14 protein-coding genes are annotated in these 15,234 nt (G+C 62.2%); 9 read left to right on the top strand and 5 right to left on the bottom strand.

The features are described from left to right. The coding region (locus QZW03_RS05505; protein ID WP_296508959.1) for an MBL fold metallo-hydrolase at positions 1-419 on the bottom strand (419 nt) is incomplete at its 3' end. Between the two features lie 129 nt (positions 420-548). Between QZW03_RS05505 and QZW03_RS05500 the strand changes: the two genes are divergently transcribed. Continuing rightward, complete coding sequence (locus tag QZW03_RS05500; protein ID WP_296508958.1) at positions 549-1,451, top strand: LysR family transcriptional regulator; 903 nt, start codon at positions 549-551, stop codon at positions 1,449-1,451. A 67-nt stretch (positions 1,452-1,518) separates the two neighbouring features. Here the strand turns inward: QZW03_RS05500 and QZW03_RS05495 are convergent, their stop codons facing one another. After that, a complete protein-coding gene (locus QZW03_RS05495) occupies positions 1,519-2,115 on the bottom strand; it encodes a helix-turn-helix domain-containing protein (RefSeq protein ID WP_296508957.1) in 597 nt (198 codons plus the stop codon). 73 nt (positions 2,116-2,188) lie between these two features. Between QZW03_RS05495 and QZW03_RS05490 the strand changes: the two genes are divergently transcribed. Further along, positions 2,189-3,247, top strand: coding sequence for a low specificity L-threonine aldolase (locus QZW03_RS05490; RefSeq protein ID WP_296508956.1), 1,059 nt, complete (start codon positions 2,189-2,191; stop codon positions 3,245-3,247). A gap of 54 nt (positions 3,248-3,301) precedes the next feature. On the opposite strand, the gene QZW03_RS05485 is transcribed toward QZW03_RS05490, so the two are convergent. Then, complete coding sequence (locus QZW03_RS05485; RefSeq protein WP_296508955.1) at positions 3,302-4,051, bottom strand: hypothetical protein; 750 nt, start codon at positions 4,049-4,051, stop codon at positions 3,302-3,304. Between the two features lie 92 nt (positions 4,052-4,143). Then, entirely contained in the window at positions 4,144-5,595 is a 1,452-nt protein-coding gene (argH, locus tag QZW03_RS05480) for an argininosuccinate lyase (RefSeq protein WP_296508954.1), read from the bottom strand. A 40-nt stretch (positions 5,596-5,635) separates the two neighbouring features. On the opposite strand from argH, the gene QZW03_RS05475 reads away from it, so the two are divergent. Genes QZW03_RS05475 through QZW03_RS05465 form a run of 3 tightly spaced genes read left to right on the top strand, consistent with a single transcriptional unit; the run spans position 5,636 to position 8,189 of the window. Continuing rightward, positions 5,636-6,679: a histidine kinase gene (locus QZW03_RS05475; protein ID WP_296508953.1), complete on the top strand. Its 1,044-nt coding sequence runs from the start codon at positions 5,636-5,638 to the stop codon at positions 6,677-6,679. Continuing rightward, positions 6,676-7,440 (top strand): LytTR family DNA-binding domain-containing protein, encoded by a 765-nt coding sequence (locus QZW03_RS05470; protein WP_296508952.1) that lies wholly within the window; start codon positions 6,676-6,678, stop codon positions 7,438-7,440. Before QZW03_RS05475 ends, QZW03_RS05470 begins: the two co-directional genes overlap by 4 nt. After that, positions 7,437-8,189 (top strand): transporter substrate-binding domain-containing protein, encoded by a 753-nt coding sequence (locus QZW03_RS05465; RefSeq protein ID WP_296508951.1) that lies wholly within the window; start codon positions 7,437-7,439, stop codon positions 8,187-8,189. Before QZW03_RS05470 ends, QZW03_RS05465 begins: the two co-directional genes overlap by 4 nt. A gap of 64 nt (positions 8,190-8,253) precedes the next feature. On the opposite strand, the gene ppc is transcribed toward QZW03_RS05465, so the two are convergent. Next, positions 8,254-11,076 (bottom strand): phosphoenolpyruvate carboxylase, encoded by a 2,823-nt coding sequence (gene ppc / locus QZW03_RS05460; protein ID WP_296508950.1) that lies wholly within the window; start codon positions 11,074-11,076, stop codon positions 8,254-8,256. A 97-nt stretch (positions 11,077-11,173) separates the two neighbouring features. Here ppc and hemC point away from each other — a divergent pair, with 97 nt between their 5' ends. The 4 genes from hemC to QZW03_RS05440 are packed head-to-tail and all read left to right on the top strand — an operon-like array spanning position 11,174 to position 15,219. Then, positions 11,174-12,085 (top strand): hydroxymethylbilane synthase, encoded by a 912-nt coding sequence (gene hemC, locus QZW03_RS05455; protein WP_296508949.1) that lies wholly within the window; start codon positions 11,174-11,176, stop codon positions 12,083-12,085. A gap of 7 nt (positions 12,086-12,092) precedes the next feature. Continuing rightward, positions 12,093-12,887, top strand: coding sequence for a uroporphyrinogen-III synthase (locus tag QZW03_RS05450; protein ID WP_296508948.1), 795 nt, complete (start codon positions 12,093-12,095; stop codon positions 12,885-12,887). Further along, positions 12,884-13,948 carry a uroporphyrinogen-III C-methyltransferase gene (locus tag QZW03_RS05445; RefSeq protein WP_296508947.1) on the top strand — a complete coding sequence of 355 codons (1,065 nt, stop codon included), beginning with the start codon at positions 12,884-12,886 and terminating at the stop codon, positions 13,946-13,948. Before QZW03_RS05450 ends, QZW03_RS05445 begins: the two co-directional genes overlap by 4 nt. 2 nt (positions 13,949-13,950) lie before the next feature. Further along, the gene (locus tag QZW03_RS05440; protein WP_296508946.1) at positions 13,951-15,219 is read left to right on the top strand and encodes a heme biosynthesis HemY N-terminal domain-containing protein; all 1,269 of its coding nucleotides are present in this window, start codon (positions 13,951-13,953) and stop codon (positions 15,217-15,219) included. Positions 15,220-15,234 lie beyond the last annotated feature (15 nt).

Genomic DNA, 15,234 nt, shown 5'->3' with positions numbered 1-15,234 from the left:
GGTTTGCGGGGGGCGTTGGCACCCATTTTGGGGCCCCAGAATGCGACCTTGCCAGCCAGCTTGGGCGCGAGTTTGCCCAGCACGGCGGGTGTGGTCACCACGTCGGCCTGGGGGAACACTTCTTTCAAGGCTTCCACACCGAAGTAGTAATCGGGGTCGGCCTGGCTCACGTAGATAGTAGTGAGCTCTTTGCCGCTGTCGAGTACGTTGGCGGCAATGCGCAAGCCGTCGGCACGGGTGAAACCGGCGTCGATGACGACAGCGTCTTTCTGGCCATACACCAGTGTGGAATTGACGTTGAAGCTGTTGCCGTCGGTGTTGTAGACCTTGACGGTGAGTGGCTGCTGGGCGTGGGCCGCGCCAGACAGGGAGGTGAAGGCGATGGCCAGCGATGCGGCGATAACGGTAGTGCGGATCATGGTGAACTCCTGGTGGTAGTTAGGCGCTTTGAAAGAGGTCTCATCAGCGTTGGAGTGAACTTTAATTTCAATATCCGCGCAGATAAACCAGATAATCCGGCCATTACTGTTTCATAAATAGAGCAAATCATGGACCGTTTGACCGCCATGCAGGTGTTTGTGGAGGTGGCACAGAGTGGCAGCTTTAGTGCCACGGCCGACAAGCTGGACATGTCCCGCGCCATGGTGACGCGTTACGTGGCCGAGCTGGAGCAGTGGCTGGGTGCACGGCTCTTGCAGCGCACCACCCGCAGCGTCACGCTCACCGACGCTGGCGAGAGCTGCCTGCGCCGCAGCCAACAAATGCTGGCCCTGATGGACAACGTGCAAGAAGAAACCAGCCGCCACGACGGCGCCTTGCGCGGGCAACTGCGGGTGACCTGCAGCATGTCGTTCGCTTATGCGGAGCTGGCGGCGGCAATTGCCGTCTTTCTGGCGCTTTACCCCCAACTCAAGATCGACCTCAATGCCAGTGAAGGCGCACTCAACCTGGTGGAGGCGCGCATCGACTTGGCCATCCGCATCAGCGCTGAGCCGGACCCGGCGCTCATCGGCCGGGTGTTGGCGCCCTGTGCCTCGGTGCTGGTGGCTTCACCCGGCTACTTGGCACAGCAGGGCACGCCACAGCAGCCCACAGACTTGCAGACCCACCGTTGCCTGAGCTACGCCAACTTCGGCAAAAGCGTGTGGAAGCTGCAGCGTGGGGATGAACACGCCGAGGTGCACGTGGGCAGCCACTTCAGTGCCAACGAGGCCACCGCCTTGCTGCGCGCTGCCCTCGCCGGTGGCGGGGTGGCCATGCAACCCACCTACCTGGCCAGCCCGCACTTGGCCGATGGCAGCTTGCAACAGGTGCTGCCGGACTGGCAGCTGCCCATGATGTCCATCTACGCGCTCTACCCCTCGCGCAAGCACCTCTCGCCCGCAGTGCGGGCTTTGCTGGACTTTCTGGCCGAGCGCTTTGCGAGCGAGCCCTGGAAGCTGCAGGGTTGATTTGCTATCGTTTCAGTAGCTTCTTGCGCATATTCGACGGGGGCTAGAGCCTGTTTTTATATAAAATTCAGCCCAGGTGCTCTACCACCAGCACCGCCTTGGCCATGCCTTTGCCGGTGTTGCTGATGGCGTGCTGCACATCCACCGCGTAGCGCGCGCTGTCACCGGCTTTGAGGAGTTTGCTGCTGTCGGCGGCCTGCACCGTGAGGCTGCCGGTGATGACGGACAGGTGCTCGCGTGCGCCCGCCTCGTGCGGCTCAGAGGCCAGCACTCCGCCGGGCTCCACGGCCAACTCGTACCACTCCACCCGGCCCGCCAACGCAATCGGCCCCAGGATTCGCAGCGTGCACTTGCCGTCGGGGCTGGTGGTCACCGGAATGGTGTGGGCCGGCACCAGCTCCACGGTGGGGTGGGCCTTGCCTGCCGTGCTAGTGCCCAGCAGGTCGGTGAGGCTGATGCCCAGCGCCGTGGCCAGGCGCCAGAGCACACCCACTGTCGGGTTGGCCTGGTTGCGCTCTACCTCGGAAAGCATGGACTTGGACACCCCCGCGCGTTTGGAGAGCTCATCGAGCGACAGCTTTTGCGCTTTACGGGCGGTTTGCAGCGTCAGGCCCACAGCGGGTGGGCCTTCGTTGGCGGGCACAGGGTAGGGGGCTTGCATCATCGTCGTGTTGGTCGGTAAAATGGATTTTTGTTCGATATACCGGAAATATCCGCTAAAACGATATTACACCGCCATGACCACTTTGACCACCACCACGCCCGGTTACCACCTGCAATTCGCCAGCGACAACACCTCCGGCATCTGCCCCGAGGCCATGCAGGCGTTCATGGCCGCCAATACCGGCTTTGCGGCGTCCTACGGCAATGACGACGCTACCCGCTTGGCCTGCGACCGCATTCGTGAGGTGTTTGAGGCGGATGCCGAAGTGTTCTTTGTGTTCAACGGCACGGCTGCCAACTCAATTGCGCTGGCGTCCTTGTGCCAGTCCTACCAAGCGGTGATCTGCAGCGACACCGCCCACGTGGAGACGGACGAATGCGGCGCGCCCGAGTTTTTCTCGAACGGCTCCAAGCTGCTCTCTGCCCCGCACCGCCACGGCAAGCTCACCTCGGCCGGCGTGCTCGAAGTCATCACCCGCCGCACCGATGTGCACTACCCCCGGCCCAAGGTCGTCACGCTCACCCAGTCCACCGAGATGGGCTCGGTGTACCAGAAGGGGGAGATCAGCGGCATCAGCCGCATCGCCCAAGAACACGGCCTGAAGGTGCACATGGACGGTGCCCGCTTCGCCAACGCCGTGGCCGCCCTCAAGGTGGCGCCGGCCGACATCACCTGGCGCGCAGGGGTGGATGTGCTGTGCTTTGGCGGCACCAAGATGGGCCTGCCGATTGGCGAGGCGATTGTATTTTTTGACCGCAAGCTGGGCGAAGAGTTTTCTTACCGCTGCAAGCAGGCCGGGCAGCTGGCTTCCAAGATGCGCTACCTCTCAGCCCCCTGGCTCGCCATGCTGACCGATGGCACCTGGCTGCGCCACGCCGCCCACGCCAACGCCATGGCGCACCGGCTGTCTGAGCGTATCGCCGGCATCGCCGGTGCCGAGCTGCTGCTGCCCACCGAGGTAAACGGCGTGTTCGTCAACCTGCCCGAACCCGCCATTGCCCGCCTCAAGGCGTTGGGCTGGACCTTCTACACCTTCATCGGCGGTGGCGCGCGGTTTATGTGCTCTTGGGCTACCACCGAAGAGGCAGTGGACCATCTGGCGGACGATTTGGAGCGGGTACTGAACAACTGACCCGCAGATCACTCGCTACTAATTTCGTAGCGTGAATACCATGTGGGGTAGGGGCTAGCAGTTATTTTTATGTAATTCAGCCTTGTCGCGTGGGTTGAGGTCGAGCACCATTGGGAGGTGGTCACTGTCCTGTAGCCACTCTGCAGCTTGTCCGATATGGACACTTTGAACCGACCACTGATCCGCAGTAAATGCGTAGTCAATGTGATAAGACTTCGCGACCTTGCGCTGCAGGAAGAAGGTGGGGCGAGATTCTTTGCCTTGCGTTTCACCAAAGTGTGTGTGGTAGCAGCTAGTGAGACCCAACTCAGAGAGTTCGCGTACCACATCGGAGTGATTCCACCATCGGTCCCACTCATCCCATATGGAGTTGCTGTTCAAGTCACCCACGAGCATGGCTTGCGGGTGACGCAGAAACTCTCGGTGTGTTTGAAGAAATTTCCAAAGTTGTCCGATGTACCCAAAGTTGGGTGAATTGGCCTGCTTGGTCCAAGTGGCAAGCAGCGGCCAGCGGTCGTTCACGATGCAGGGCAGGAAGAGCTCCAGCGGGGATAGATCCAGCTTCACTGGCTGCAGCTTTAGTTCTGGAGAAGCAAAAACTCCCAGCCCTTTGTTTTTATTGATCCCAGTCCAAAGGTGGTTGCTTGCCCACGCTCTGTAGGCGAAGTCGCGGGTTTGCGAAGGATCTTCACACTCTGGGACGATATACAGGTCGGCTTGCAGTTCGGCAAGTCGGGGCCACTTTTTCCGTAGTGCACCATTGCAATTCCAGGTCACCACCCGCAGAGGCTGCTTCGTCAACATCCGACTCCCCGAACGCAGTTTGAATAAAAAAGGCCACAACCTTGTCGGTTATGGCCTAGGCATTGCAGTGGCTTAAGGCTGCTTGTCTTTAACTAAACCAAGCGCGCCCGATGCCGCGCCACTTGCGCCCGTACCTGCGCTGGCGCCGTGCCGCCCAAGATGTTGCGGGCGTTGAGCGAGCCGCGCAGGCTCAGGCACTCGTACACATCTTTCTCGATGCTGGGGTTGAACTCCTGCAGCACATTCAGCGGCAATTCCGACAAGTCGCAGCCATGCGACTGCGCCGCCTTCACGGCGTGGGCTACGGTCTCGTGCGCATCGCGGAAGGGCAGGCCCTTTTTCACCAGGTAGTCGGCCAGGTCGGTGGCAGTGGCGTAGCCCTTGAGTGCTGCGCGTTCCATGGCTTCAGCGTTCACGCTGATGCCGCCTTCTTTTTTACCGGTGGCTGGATTCACTTGGCCGCCGATCATTTCAGAGAAGATGCGCAGTGTGTCTTTGAGCGTGTCCACGGTGTCGAACAGCGGCTCTTTGTCTTCCTGGTTGTCTTTGTTGTAGGCCAGGGGCTGGCCCTTCATCAGGGTGATCAGGCCCATCAGGTGGCCGACCACACGGCCGGTCTTGCCGCGCGCCAGTTCGGGCACGTCGGGATTTTTCTTCTGCGGCATGATGGAACTGCCGGTGGTGAAGCGGTCCGCAATCTTGATGAAACCGAAGTTCTGGCTCATCCAGATGATGAGTTCTTCGCTCATGCGGCTGATGTGCACCATGGTCAGGCTGGCGGCGCTGGTGAACTCGATGGCAAAGTCGCGGTCGCTCACGGCATCCAGGCTGTTCTGGCAGACCGCTGGGGACCCGTTCACATCCACCATGCCCAAGGTCTTAGCAACGCGCTCGCGGTCCAGCGGGTAGCTGGTGCCCGCCAAGGCAGCGCTGCCCAGAGGCAGGCGGTTGGTGCGGCGGCGCACTTCTGCAAAGCGCTCGGCATCGCGGCTGAACATTTCTACATAGGCCAGCATGTGGTGACCAAAGCTCACCGGTTGGGCCACTTGCAGGTGGGTGAAGCCGGGCAGGATGACTTCAACATTCGCCTCAGCCACATCCACTAGAGACTTCTGCAGGTCCACCAGCAGCTCGCCAATCAGGTCAATTTCTCCGCGCAGCCACAGGCGCACGTCGGTGGCGACCTGGTCGTTGCGGCTGCGGCCGGTGTGCAGGCGCTTGCCGGCATCGCCCACCAGCTGGGTGAGGCGGGCTTCGATGTTCAGGTGCACGTCTTCCAAGTCCAGCTTCCACTCGAAGGCACCGGATTCGATTTCGCCCCAGATCTGCGCCATACCTTTTTGGATGGAGGCGTGGTCTTCCGCGTTGATGATGCCTTGCGCGGCCAGCATCTCTGCATGGGCCAGGCTGCCGGTGATGTCGGCCTGCCAGAGGCGCTTGTCAAAAAACACGCTGGAGGTGTAGCGCTTGACCAAGTCGCTCATGGGCTCAGAAAACAGCGCGGACCACGCTTGGGACTTTTTATCGAATTGGTTTTGGGACATGGGAGGCGCTTTTCAGGAATGGAGTCAAAATCCGGTGGACATGAACGACAACCAAATATTATCGACGTTCCAAGACCTGACCCCGCGCGAGGTGCCCGCCTCGCCTGCGTCTGCACCGGTGCTGGTGTTTGATGCCTGCCACATCGGGGTCGTGTTGCGGGCGGTGTTGTTTGTGGAGGTTTCCCTGGCGGTTGCCAGCATGTATGGTGCCAGTAGCCTATGGGACTGGGTGGCCCGCCTGGCACTCGTCACCGGTGCGGCATTGCCCGGCACCTTGGCGTGGTTGTTGTCGGCCTGCATTGCCAAGCGCTGGCTGGCGGGCAAGCCCAAAGCGGTGCAGTACGGGTTGGCCGTGGGCCTGGGCGGCATTGCGGGAGGCTATGGCTGCGGTTTGCTGGCACTCACCGGCTTGTTGGAGCGCGTTCCATGGGTGGCCAGTGTGTTCTCCGGCGCACTGTTGTCGAGCTTGTTGGTGGCTGCGCTGGTAATGCGAGCCAAGAGCCGCACCCCGGCAGACACCGCGGCCCGACTGGCCGAGCTGCAGTCCCGCATCCGTCCCCATTTCTTGTTCAACACCCTGAACAGCGCCATTGCCTTGGTGCGCGCAGAGCCGGCCAAGGCAGAGGCGCTGCTGGAGGATTTGAGCGATTTGTTCCGCCACGCGCTCAAAGACGCGAGTAGCGCAGTCAGCTTGGGCGAAGAGCTGACCTTGGCGCAGCGCTACCTGGCCATCGAGCAAGTGCGATTCGGGGACCGCCTTCGGGTGCAGTGGGACCTGGACCCGCTGGCCGATGCTGCGCGCCTGCCGCCCTTGATTTTGCAGCCGCTGGTTGAAAATGCGGTATGCCATGGGGTGGAGCCCAGCCCGACGGGTGCGGATGTCAAAATTTCGACACGCTGCAAGGGCTCGGTGGTGCTGATCAAGGTCACCAACACCGTGCCTGCCGGTCAGGGGGCACACGGGCATGGGCTGGCGCTGCGCAATGTGCAAGAACGCCTAGCTTTGTTGCATGATGTGCAGGGACAATTCAAAAGCGGATTAAAAGACGGTGTGTACCAAGTACGCATGGAGGTGCCTTTATGACTGCAATGCAGCCTGACACCCTTCTCAGGGTCATGCTGGTCGACGACGAGCCTTTGGCGCGCGCGCGCATGCGCACGCTGCTGGGCGACTGCAGTCATCCGGCAGTCCACGTCGCTGCGGAGGCGCCGAATGCCGAGTCGGCCGCAGCCCTCATGCGCCAGCAGCCGGTAGATGTCGTTTTTCTGGACATTCACATGCCGGGTGACAGCGGTCTGTCGCTGGCCAACACCTTGCGCGCCTTGCCGTATCCGCCTGCCATTGTGTTTGTGACCGCGCACGCCGAGCACGCAGTGGCCGCCTTTGACCTGGAGGCCGTGGACTACCTGACCAAACCTGTGCGCTTGGAGCGGCTGCAGCTGGCGCTACAAAAAGCAGAGCGCTATGCGCATTCAAAACGGGCGCTGCAGGCCGATTTGGCATCAGAAGAGGTGCTGGTCATCCAGGAGCGCAACCGGACCGAAAGGGTGCCGCTGACCCAGGTGCTTTATTTCAAGGCGGAGCTCAAGTACATCACCGTTCGCACCGCGAGCCGCAGCTACATTCTGGACGGCGCACTGAATGACTTGGAGGAAAAGTACAGCCAGCAGTTCATCCGGATCCACCGCAACGCGCTGGTGGCCCGCAAGATGGTGCGCTCGCTGGAAAAGCATTTCGATACGGAAGAGGGCGAGGGTTGGGCCGTGCGTTTGCAGGGGCTGGACGAAGTGTTGTCGGTCTCGCGGCGGCAGCTGTCGTCGGTGCGGGGGCTGATTTCGCAATGAATCCGGTTGTCAGATGGGTGCTGGGGTGGGTGTGGGCGGGCGTTGCCCTGCCGGCGGTTTGGGCCCAGCAGAGTGGCACCCCTATCCGCATTGGTGCTGAAGACGATTGGCGCCCTTACTCCTACGTGCAGGCCGACAAGCCTGCTGGCTTTGCGGTGGACCTGGTCCGCGCCGCGTGGGCGGCTGCAGGAGTGCCGGTGGAGTTGGTTCCGCTGCCCTATGCCCGCTGTATGCGCGAGGTGGAGGCGGGCAAGCTGGCCGGTTGTTTCGATACCCTGCGCGACTCCCGCACCGAAGACCAATACCTGTGGCACAAATACCACCTGTTTCGCGCCCGAATCGGTATTTACGGCCGCAGCGATGGCTCTGCTGCCCCCATGAATGTGCAAGCCTTGCGGGGCAAGCGGGTGGGGGTCACCAACGGCTACGACTATGGCGCCGCCTTTGATGGTGACCCCGCCATGGTGCGGGATGTGGCGACCTCGGACCTTACGACTTTGCGCAAGCTGGTGGCCGGGCGGGTGGACTATGCGCTGGTGTTTGACCGGGTAGCCACAGAGATCGCTTCCAACAACCCGACGCTGGGCCAGAGCTTCCGGCTGCGCGGCGTATTGCTGGAGCCCAGCCTGTACCTCTCATTCTCGAAGAAATATCCGGGTGTGGAGCCCTTGATTGCCAAGTTCGATGCGGGGCTGGACACCATCCGCAAAAACGGCGAATACGCCCGCATCGAAGCCCGCTGGCGCTGAGCGGGCCGCAACCAGGCAGTAAAAAAGGGCCCGAGGGCCCTTTTTTCTTTTTGGCGACTTCCGGTCAGCCGGTGTTGCGCAAGCCGGCCGCGATGCCGTTGATCGAGATATGGATACCGCGCTGCACCCGCTCATCCGCCTTGCCTTCTCGGTAGCGGCGCACCAGCTCCACTTGCAAGTGGTGCAAGGGGTCGATGTACGGGAAGCGGTGCTTGATGGAGCGCTGCAACGCTGCGTTGTTGGCCAAGCGGTTTTTCTCACCGGTGATGGTTGCCAAGGCTTGGGCGGTGCTCTGCCATTCGGCTTCGATTGCGGTGAAGATTTTTTTGCGCAGCCGCGCATCGCTCACCAGCTCGGAGTAGCGCGAGGCCAATGCCAGATCGCTCTTGGCCATCACCATGTCCATGTTGGAGAGCAGGGTGCCGAAAAACGGCCATTGCTTGTACATTTTTTGCAGCAGTGCGACGCGCTCCTTTTGCTCGGCAGCTGTGCCGGAGCCCACGAACTTTTGCACTGCCGAGCCAAAGCCAAACCAACCGGGCAGGGTCAAGCGGCACTGGCCCCAGCTGAAGCCCCAAGGAATGGCGCGCAAGTCTTCAATGCGCTGCGATGCCTTGCGTGATGCGGGGCGGGAGCCGATGTTGAGCTCGGCAATTTCGCGCAAAGGCGTGGAGCTGAAAAAGTATTCGGTGAAACCGGGGGTTTCGTAGACCAAGGCGCGGTACGCGGCCATGCTGTTGCCCGACAGTTCTGCGGCAGCTTCCAGGAAGGCTTTGGTGGCCGATTTGGTGGGCTGCAGCAGGGTGGCCTCCAGCGTGGCGGCGACCAGAGTTTCGAGGTTGCGACGGCCGATTTCCGGGTTGGCGTATTTGGAGCCGATCACCTCACCCTGTTCGGTCAGGCGGATCTGGCCGCGCACCGTGCCGGGGGGCTGGGCCAAAATGGCCTGGTAGCTCGGGCCGCCGCCGCGGCCCACCGTGCCGCCACGGCCGTGGAACATGCGCAGCTGGATTTTGTGCTGTGCGGCCAGCACATCAAACAGCTCGACCAGCGCGATCTCGGCGCGGTAGAGCTCCCAGTTGCTGGTGAAGATGCCGCCGTCCTTGTTGGAGTCGGAGTAGCCCAGCATGATGTCCTGCTCGCCACCGCCGCGCTTAACCAAGTCAGCCACACCCGGCAGCGCATAGAACTCACGCATGATGGGTGCCGCGTTGCGCAGGTCTTCAATGGTTTCAAACAGCGGCACCACGATCAGGTCGGCAATGCCACTTGCATCCAGGGTGCCGCGCATCAGGCCGACTTCTTTTTGCAGTAGCAACACTTCGAGCAAGTCGCTCACCGTCTCGGTGTGGCTGATGATGTAGTGGCGGATGGCTTCCACGCCAAAGCGCTCGCGCATGACCTTGGCCATGGCAAAAATGGCCAGTTCGCCTTGGGCATGGGCCGAGTATTCGGCGCCATGGACCCGCAGGGGGCGGGCATCATTGAGCAAGCCCAGCAGCAGGCTGCGCTTGGCGTCTTCAGTGAGGCTGCTGTAGTCGGCATGGACCCGCGCGGTCGCCAGCAGTTCGGCAACCACTTCTTCGTGTTTGTCGGAGCTCTGGCGCAGATCGACGGTAGCGAGATGGAAGCCAAACACCTCCACTGCGCGAATCAGCGGGTGCAGGCGCTGGGCCGTCAAGGCGGCACCGTGGTTGGCTTTGAGAGACGCTTCGATGACCCGCAAGTCGGCCACAAAGTCTTCAGCCAGCAGGTAGGGGTTTTGCGGAGCCACGGCGTGGCGGGCGGCTTCGGTGCCGGTCAGGTCAGACAAGGTGGCGGCCAGGCGGGCATACATGCCGGTCAGGGCGCGGCGGTAGGGCTCGTCTTTGCGGTGGGCGTTCTGGTCGGGGGAGCGCTCGGCCAGGGCCTGCATTTCGGGGGTGCAGTCGGCCAACATGGCAGAAATGGACAGCTCGCCGCCCAGGTAGTGCACCTCGGTCAGGTAGTGGCGCAAAGCCACTTCGGCTTGGCGGCGTAGGGCGTATTCCAAGGTTTGTGCGCTGACGTTGGGGTTGCCGTCACGGTCGCCACCAATCCACTGGCCCATGCGCAAAAAGCTGTGCACCGGCTGGTTGCCCAGCATGCCTTCGAGCTCGGCATACAGCTTGGGGATCTCACGCAAAAAGGTGGACTCGTAGTAGCTCAGGGCGTTTTCAATTTCATCGGCCACGGTGAGCTTGGAGAAGCGCAGCAAGCGGGTTTGCCAGAGCTGCATGACGCGGGCGCGCATCTGGGCTTCGTTGGCGGCCAGCTCCTTGGGGGTGAGGGCGTCTTTTTTGCTGTCGATAGTGCCAGCGCGTTGCTTGATCTCGTCGCGCTGGGTCAGCAGCTGGGCAATGTCGCGCTCGGCATCCAGAATACTTTTGCGCTGGACTTCGGTGGGGTGGGCCGTGAGCACCGGCGACACAAAACTCTGTGCCAAGGTGTTGGAAATTGTTTTAGGGGCAATGCCGGCCCAGCGCAGGCGGGACATGGCGACTTCGATGCTGCCCTCCTGCGTGTCGCCCGCCCGTTCATGCACGGCGCGGCGGCGGATGTGGTGGCGGTCCTCGGCCAGGTTGGCCAGGTGAGAGAAATAAGTGAATGCGCGGATCACGCTCACTGTCTGGTCGCCGGAAAGGCTCTTGAGTAGTTTCTTGAGGGCCTTGTCGGCTTCCTGGTCGGCATCGCGGCGGAAGGCGACCGAGTGGGTCCGGATTTTTTCGATCAGCTCGTAGGCTTCTACGCCTTCTTGCTCTCTGATCACATCCCCCAGAATGCGCCCGAGGAGGCGGATGTCTTCTACCAAGGGACGCTCGTTGTCTTTTGTGCGCTTGGCCGTTTCTGCGGCAGGTGCTTTATTCATAGGTCTGGGGGTGAGGTGAGAGAGGCTTCGGCTGAAGCAAGGAACGCGCCCATGCTAGCATCGAAGGCATATTTCCGATTACAGCCGAGTTACGATTTTGCCCACTTTTACGATCGCCACCCGAGAGAGCCGATTGGCGCTCTGGCAAGCCGAACATGTTCAAGCCTTGCTGACCCAAAGCGGCGCAGTTGTGACCCTGTTGGGCATGACCACCAAGGGGGATCAGATTCTGGATCGTTCCCTGAGCAAAGTGGGTGGCAAGGGTCTGTTCGTGAAAGAGCTGGAGGTCGCGCTCGAAGAGGGGCGTGCGGACCTCGCAGTGCACTCGCTCAAAGATGTTCCGATGGAGTTGCCCGATGGGTTTGCCTTGGCCTGTGTCATGGAGCGCGAGGACCCGCGCGACGCTTGGGTGTCCAGTACCTACGCCAGTGTGATGGACTTGCCCCAAGGTGCCGTGGTGGGGACTTCGAGCTTGCGCCGTGTGGCCCTGCTGCGCGCCATGCGCCCGGACCTGAAGATCGAACCCCTGCGCGGCAACCTCGACACCCGGCTGCGCAAGCTGGACGAAGGTCTCTACGACGGCATCGTGTTGGCTGCCGCAGGGCTCAAACGTTTGGGGCTGGAGTCCCGCATCCGCGCCGTGTTCGAGCCTGAGCAGATGCTGCCCGCCGCAGGGCAGGGCGCCTTGGGGATTGAGATTCGCAGTGACCGTGCCGATGTCGAAGGGGCATTGCAGCACCTGGTGCACTTGCCGACGTGGTTGGCGGTGTGTGCCGAGCGATCTGTCAGTCGCATGATGGGGGGCAGTTGCTCCATGCCGCTAGCCGCATACGCCACTCTCCATGGCGACCAACTGCACATCCGTGCGGCCTGGGGCGACGCCGAAGGCGTGAAGCCCGTGGTGTATGCCAGTGCCCAAGGCACGGCGACCGATACAGCCTCCGCCACGGCGCTGGGCGAACAAGTAGCCCGGGCACTCCAGGCCGGCGTGTCGGCGCAAGCCGTGTGAGGTCACTATGCGCGTTGTAATCACCCGCCCCCAATCGGAAGCTGCTCCCTGGCTCAAAGCGCTGGGTGATGCAGGCTATGAGGCGCAGTCCCTGCCTTTGATCGATGTCCGCGCAAGTGCACACGCTGGTGCGGTGGCATCGGCTTGGGAGCGCTTGGGGCGTTGCGATGCAGCGATGTTTGTCAGTCGCAACGCCGTGCATTACTTTTTTGAAGGAAAAAGCACTCAAGCCCCCGTATTTACTGCGCAAGCAGCTATCAAAACAAGAGCGTTTGTGACCGGCCCCGGAAGCTACTCCGCCCTGCAACGGGTGGGGGCCGAGACCGCCTGGATCGACGCGCCGGACCACTACGCCGGTCAGTTTGATTCCGAGGCTCTGTGGGCGGTGGTCCGCGATCGCGTGACTCCCGGTTATCGCGTGCTGATCGTGCGGGGTACAACGGTCGATGAAGGTGCCAGCGACGAGGGTTTGGGGCGCGACTGGTTTGCGCGCCAGGTGCAGGCGGCTGGCGGTGAGGTGGAGTTTGTGGTGGCCTATGAGCGCCAGCGCCCGGTCTGGGATGCTGAAACGGTAGCCCGGGCCTGTAGCGCGGCCAGTGATGGAACGGTTTGGGTATTCAGCAGTTCTGAAGCGGTGCGCAACCTGCAGGCTTGCTGCCCCGGGCAAGGCTGGGGAGAGGCGAAAGCGGTGGTGACCCACGCCCGCATCGGCCAGGCGGCCCGTGAGGCTGGTTTCGGGCAGGTGCGGGAGTCCAAACCTGTGCTGGCGGCGCTCCTGGCGTCGATAGAATCCCTGCAATGAATCCAGTAGCTCCTGAGCCTGTTGCCGCGACCGCATCTCCTCTTGCAGACAGCCCGTCTGCCGGAGCCTTACTTCCGACAGTGAAGTCTTCGCGTCGTTGGTTGCGCGGCGTCGCCCTGGTGGCGGTTGCCGGTGTGATCGGTAGCGGTTTGCTATGGCAGAAGCTCGGGAATATTCAAGAGCAGTTGGCGCGCCAGACGGCAGAGTCCGGCAGCCAGGCCGGAGAAGCCCGCTCGACGGCCAAGCAGGCCCAAGAGCTGGCGCTTGAAACCGCGGCCAAGATCGCCGTGCTGGATGCTCGTTTGAGCGAGGTGGCCTTGCAGCGCACTCAGCTCGAAGAGCTGATGCAAAGCCTCTCCCGCTCACGGGACGAAAACCTGGTGGTGGACATCGAGTCGTCTCTGCGGTTGGCCCAGCAGCAAGCGCAGCTGACAGGCAGCGTAGAGCCTTTGCTGGCATCTCTCAAATCTGCCGAGCTTCGCATTGCGCGGGCGGCACAGCCTCGCTTGACACCGATCCAGCGTGCCATAGCAAAAGATGTTGTCCGTATCAAGGGGACCGCGCTTTCTGACACGCCCGCCATGTTGGTGAAGCTCGACGAACTGGTGTCACTGGCAGATGAGTTGCCGGTGGCCAATGCGCTGCCCTCAGCCAAATCTGCACCGGTGTTGGACCGCCAGCCGCAGGAGTCGTGGACCGGGTGGTGGGGGCGTTTGGCAGCCGTAGTGCGCGACGAAGTGCGTAGCCTGGTGCGGGTCAGCACCATCGACAACCCCGACGCAGCCTTGATGTCCCCCGAGCAGGCATTTTTTGTGCGTGAAAATTTCAAGCTCAAGGTGCTGAATGCGCGCTTGGGCCTCTTGGCCCGGCAAACCGAAGCTGCCCGCTCCGATCTGGCGGCTGCATCCGGCTCGCTGACCCGTTTCTTCGACGGCGCATCCCGCAAAACACAAGCGGCCCAGGCCGCTTTGCAAGTGCTGCAAGTCCAGATGCGGACCCTGGAGGTCCCTCGGGTGGATGAAACGCTGGCGGCACTCACCACCGCCGCGGCAGGACGCTGACCATGCGCTTTGCTCTGTGGTTAATGGCGTTGTTTGGCATGGCGGTGGTCGCTGCGCTGTTTGCCGGTAGCAACCAGGGCACGGTGACCGTGTATTGGCCACCCTACCGGATAGACCTTTCTCTGAATTTGGTGCTCTTGGGTGTGGCCCTCGCATTCGTGACCCTGCACTTGGCGCTACGGGCGTTGTCGGGGCTGTTCAACATCCCGCAGCAAGCCCGCCGTTGGCGCCTGAGCTACAAAGAGCGGACGATTTATTCCGGGCTGCTCGACTCGATTTCTCACCTGGTTGCCGGGCGTTTTGTCCGCGCACGCAAGTCTGCTGAAGTAGTGGTAGCGGTTGAAGACGCCATGCTGGCAGGCGGTGACGCGCTGCCGGATGCCACACGGCTGCGCACCTTGGCGCACTTGCTCGCGGCCGAAAGCGCTCACGCCCTGCAGGATCGCACGGTCCGCGAAACCCATTTTCAGCGTGCTCTGGACGAAGCCGGTAGCAAAGAGGCCAGCGATTTGCGCGACGGTGTCCAGTTGCGAGCCGCGCGCTGGGCGCTGGAGGACCGCGACGCTGCGGGTGCGGTGCAATGGCTGGAGCAATTGCCGGTGGGCACGGCCCGCCGCACGATTGCATTGCGCCTGCGCTTCAAGGCTGCCCGTCAGGCGCGCAACAGCCGGGTCGCCCTAGACGCAGCACGGGTGTTGACCAAGCACCGCGCTTTTTCAGAGGTGGCGGGGGCCGGCATTGTGCGTGGCCTGGCGTTGGAGTTGCTTCGGAGCGCGCATGATGCTGCTCAAGTGGAGCAAGCCTGGTCAGCCTTGGACCCCGCTGAGCGGGTGCTGCCCGATGTGGCCCTGGAGGCCGCTGAGCGTTGGCTGCGTCTGCAGGGTGATGTGTCGGTGGCCCGCCTCTGGGTGCTCCCCTTGTGGGAAGCCCAAGGCAGTGGCTTGAGCTATGACCAACGGGTAAGGCTCACCAGCGTGCTGGAGATGAGCTTCGGATCGTCCGATGCGCTTCCGGATGCGGTGTGGTTGTCACGCATTGAAACGGCCCAGATGGCCCTGCCGGGGGATCCGCTGCTCCAGTACCTGGCCGGCGTGATGTGTGTTCGGCTGTCGCTATGGGGCAAAGCACAAGCCTTGCTGAAGCAGGCCATCCCCATGCTCAAAGACGCCGGTTTGAAGCGGCGCGCCTGGCTGGCCTTGGCCGATTTGGCAGAAAACCGGCTGGACTCGAAAGCCGCAGCCGAAGCCTACCGGTCAGCCGCCAGGGCGTAAACCCATGGTGACGCG

Origin of the sequence: Rhodoferax sp. (assembly GCF_013297935.1) — a bacterium.
Lineage (GTDB): Bacteria > Pseudomonadota > Gammaproteobacteria > Burkholderiales > Burkholderiaceae_C > Allorhodoferax.
The sequence above is the reverse complement of the archived record's forward strand: the minus strand, read 5'-3'. Positions and strand labels throughout refer to the sequence as shown.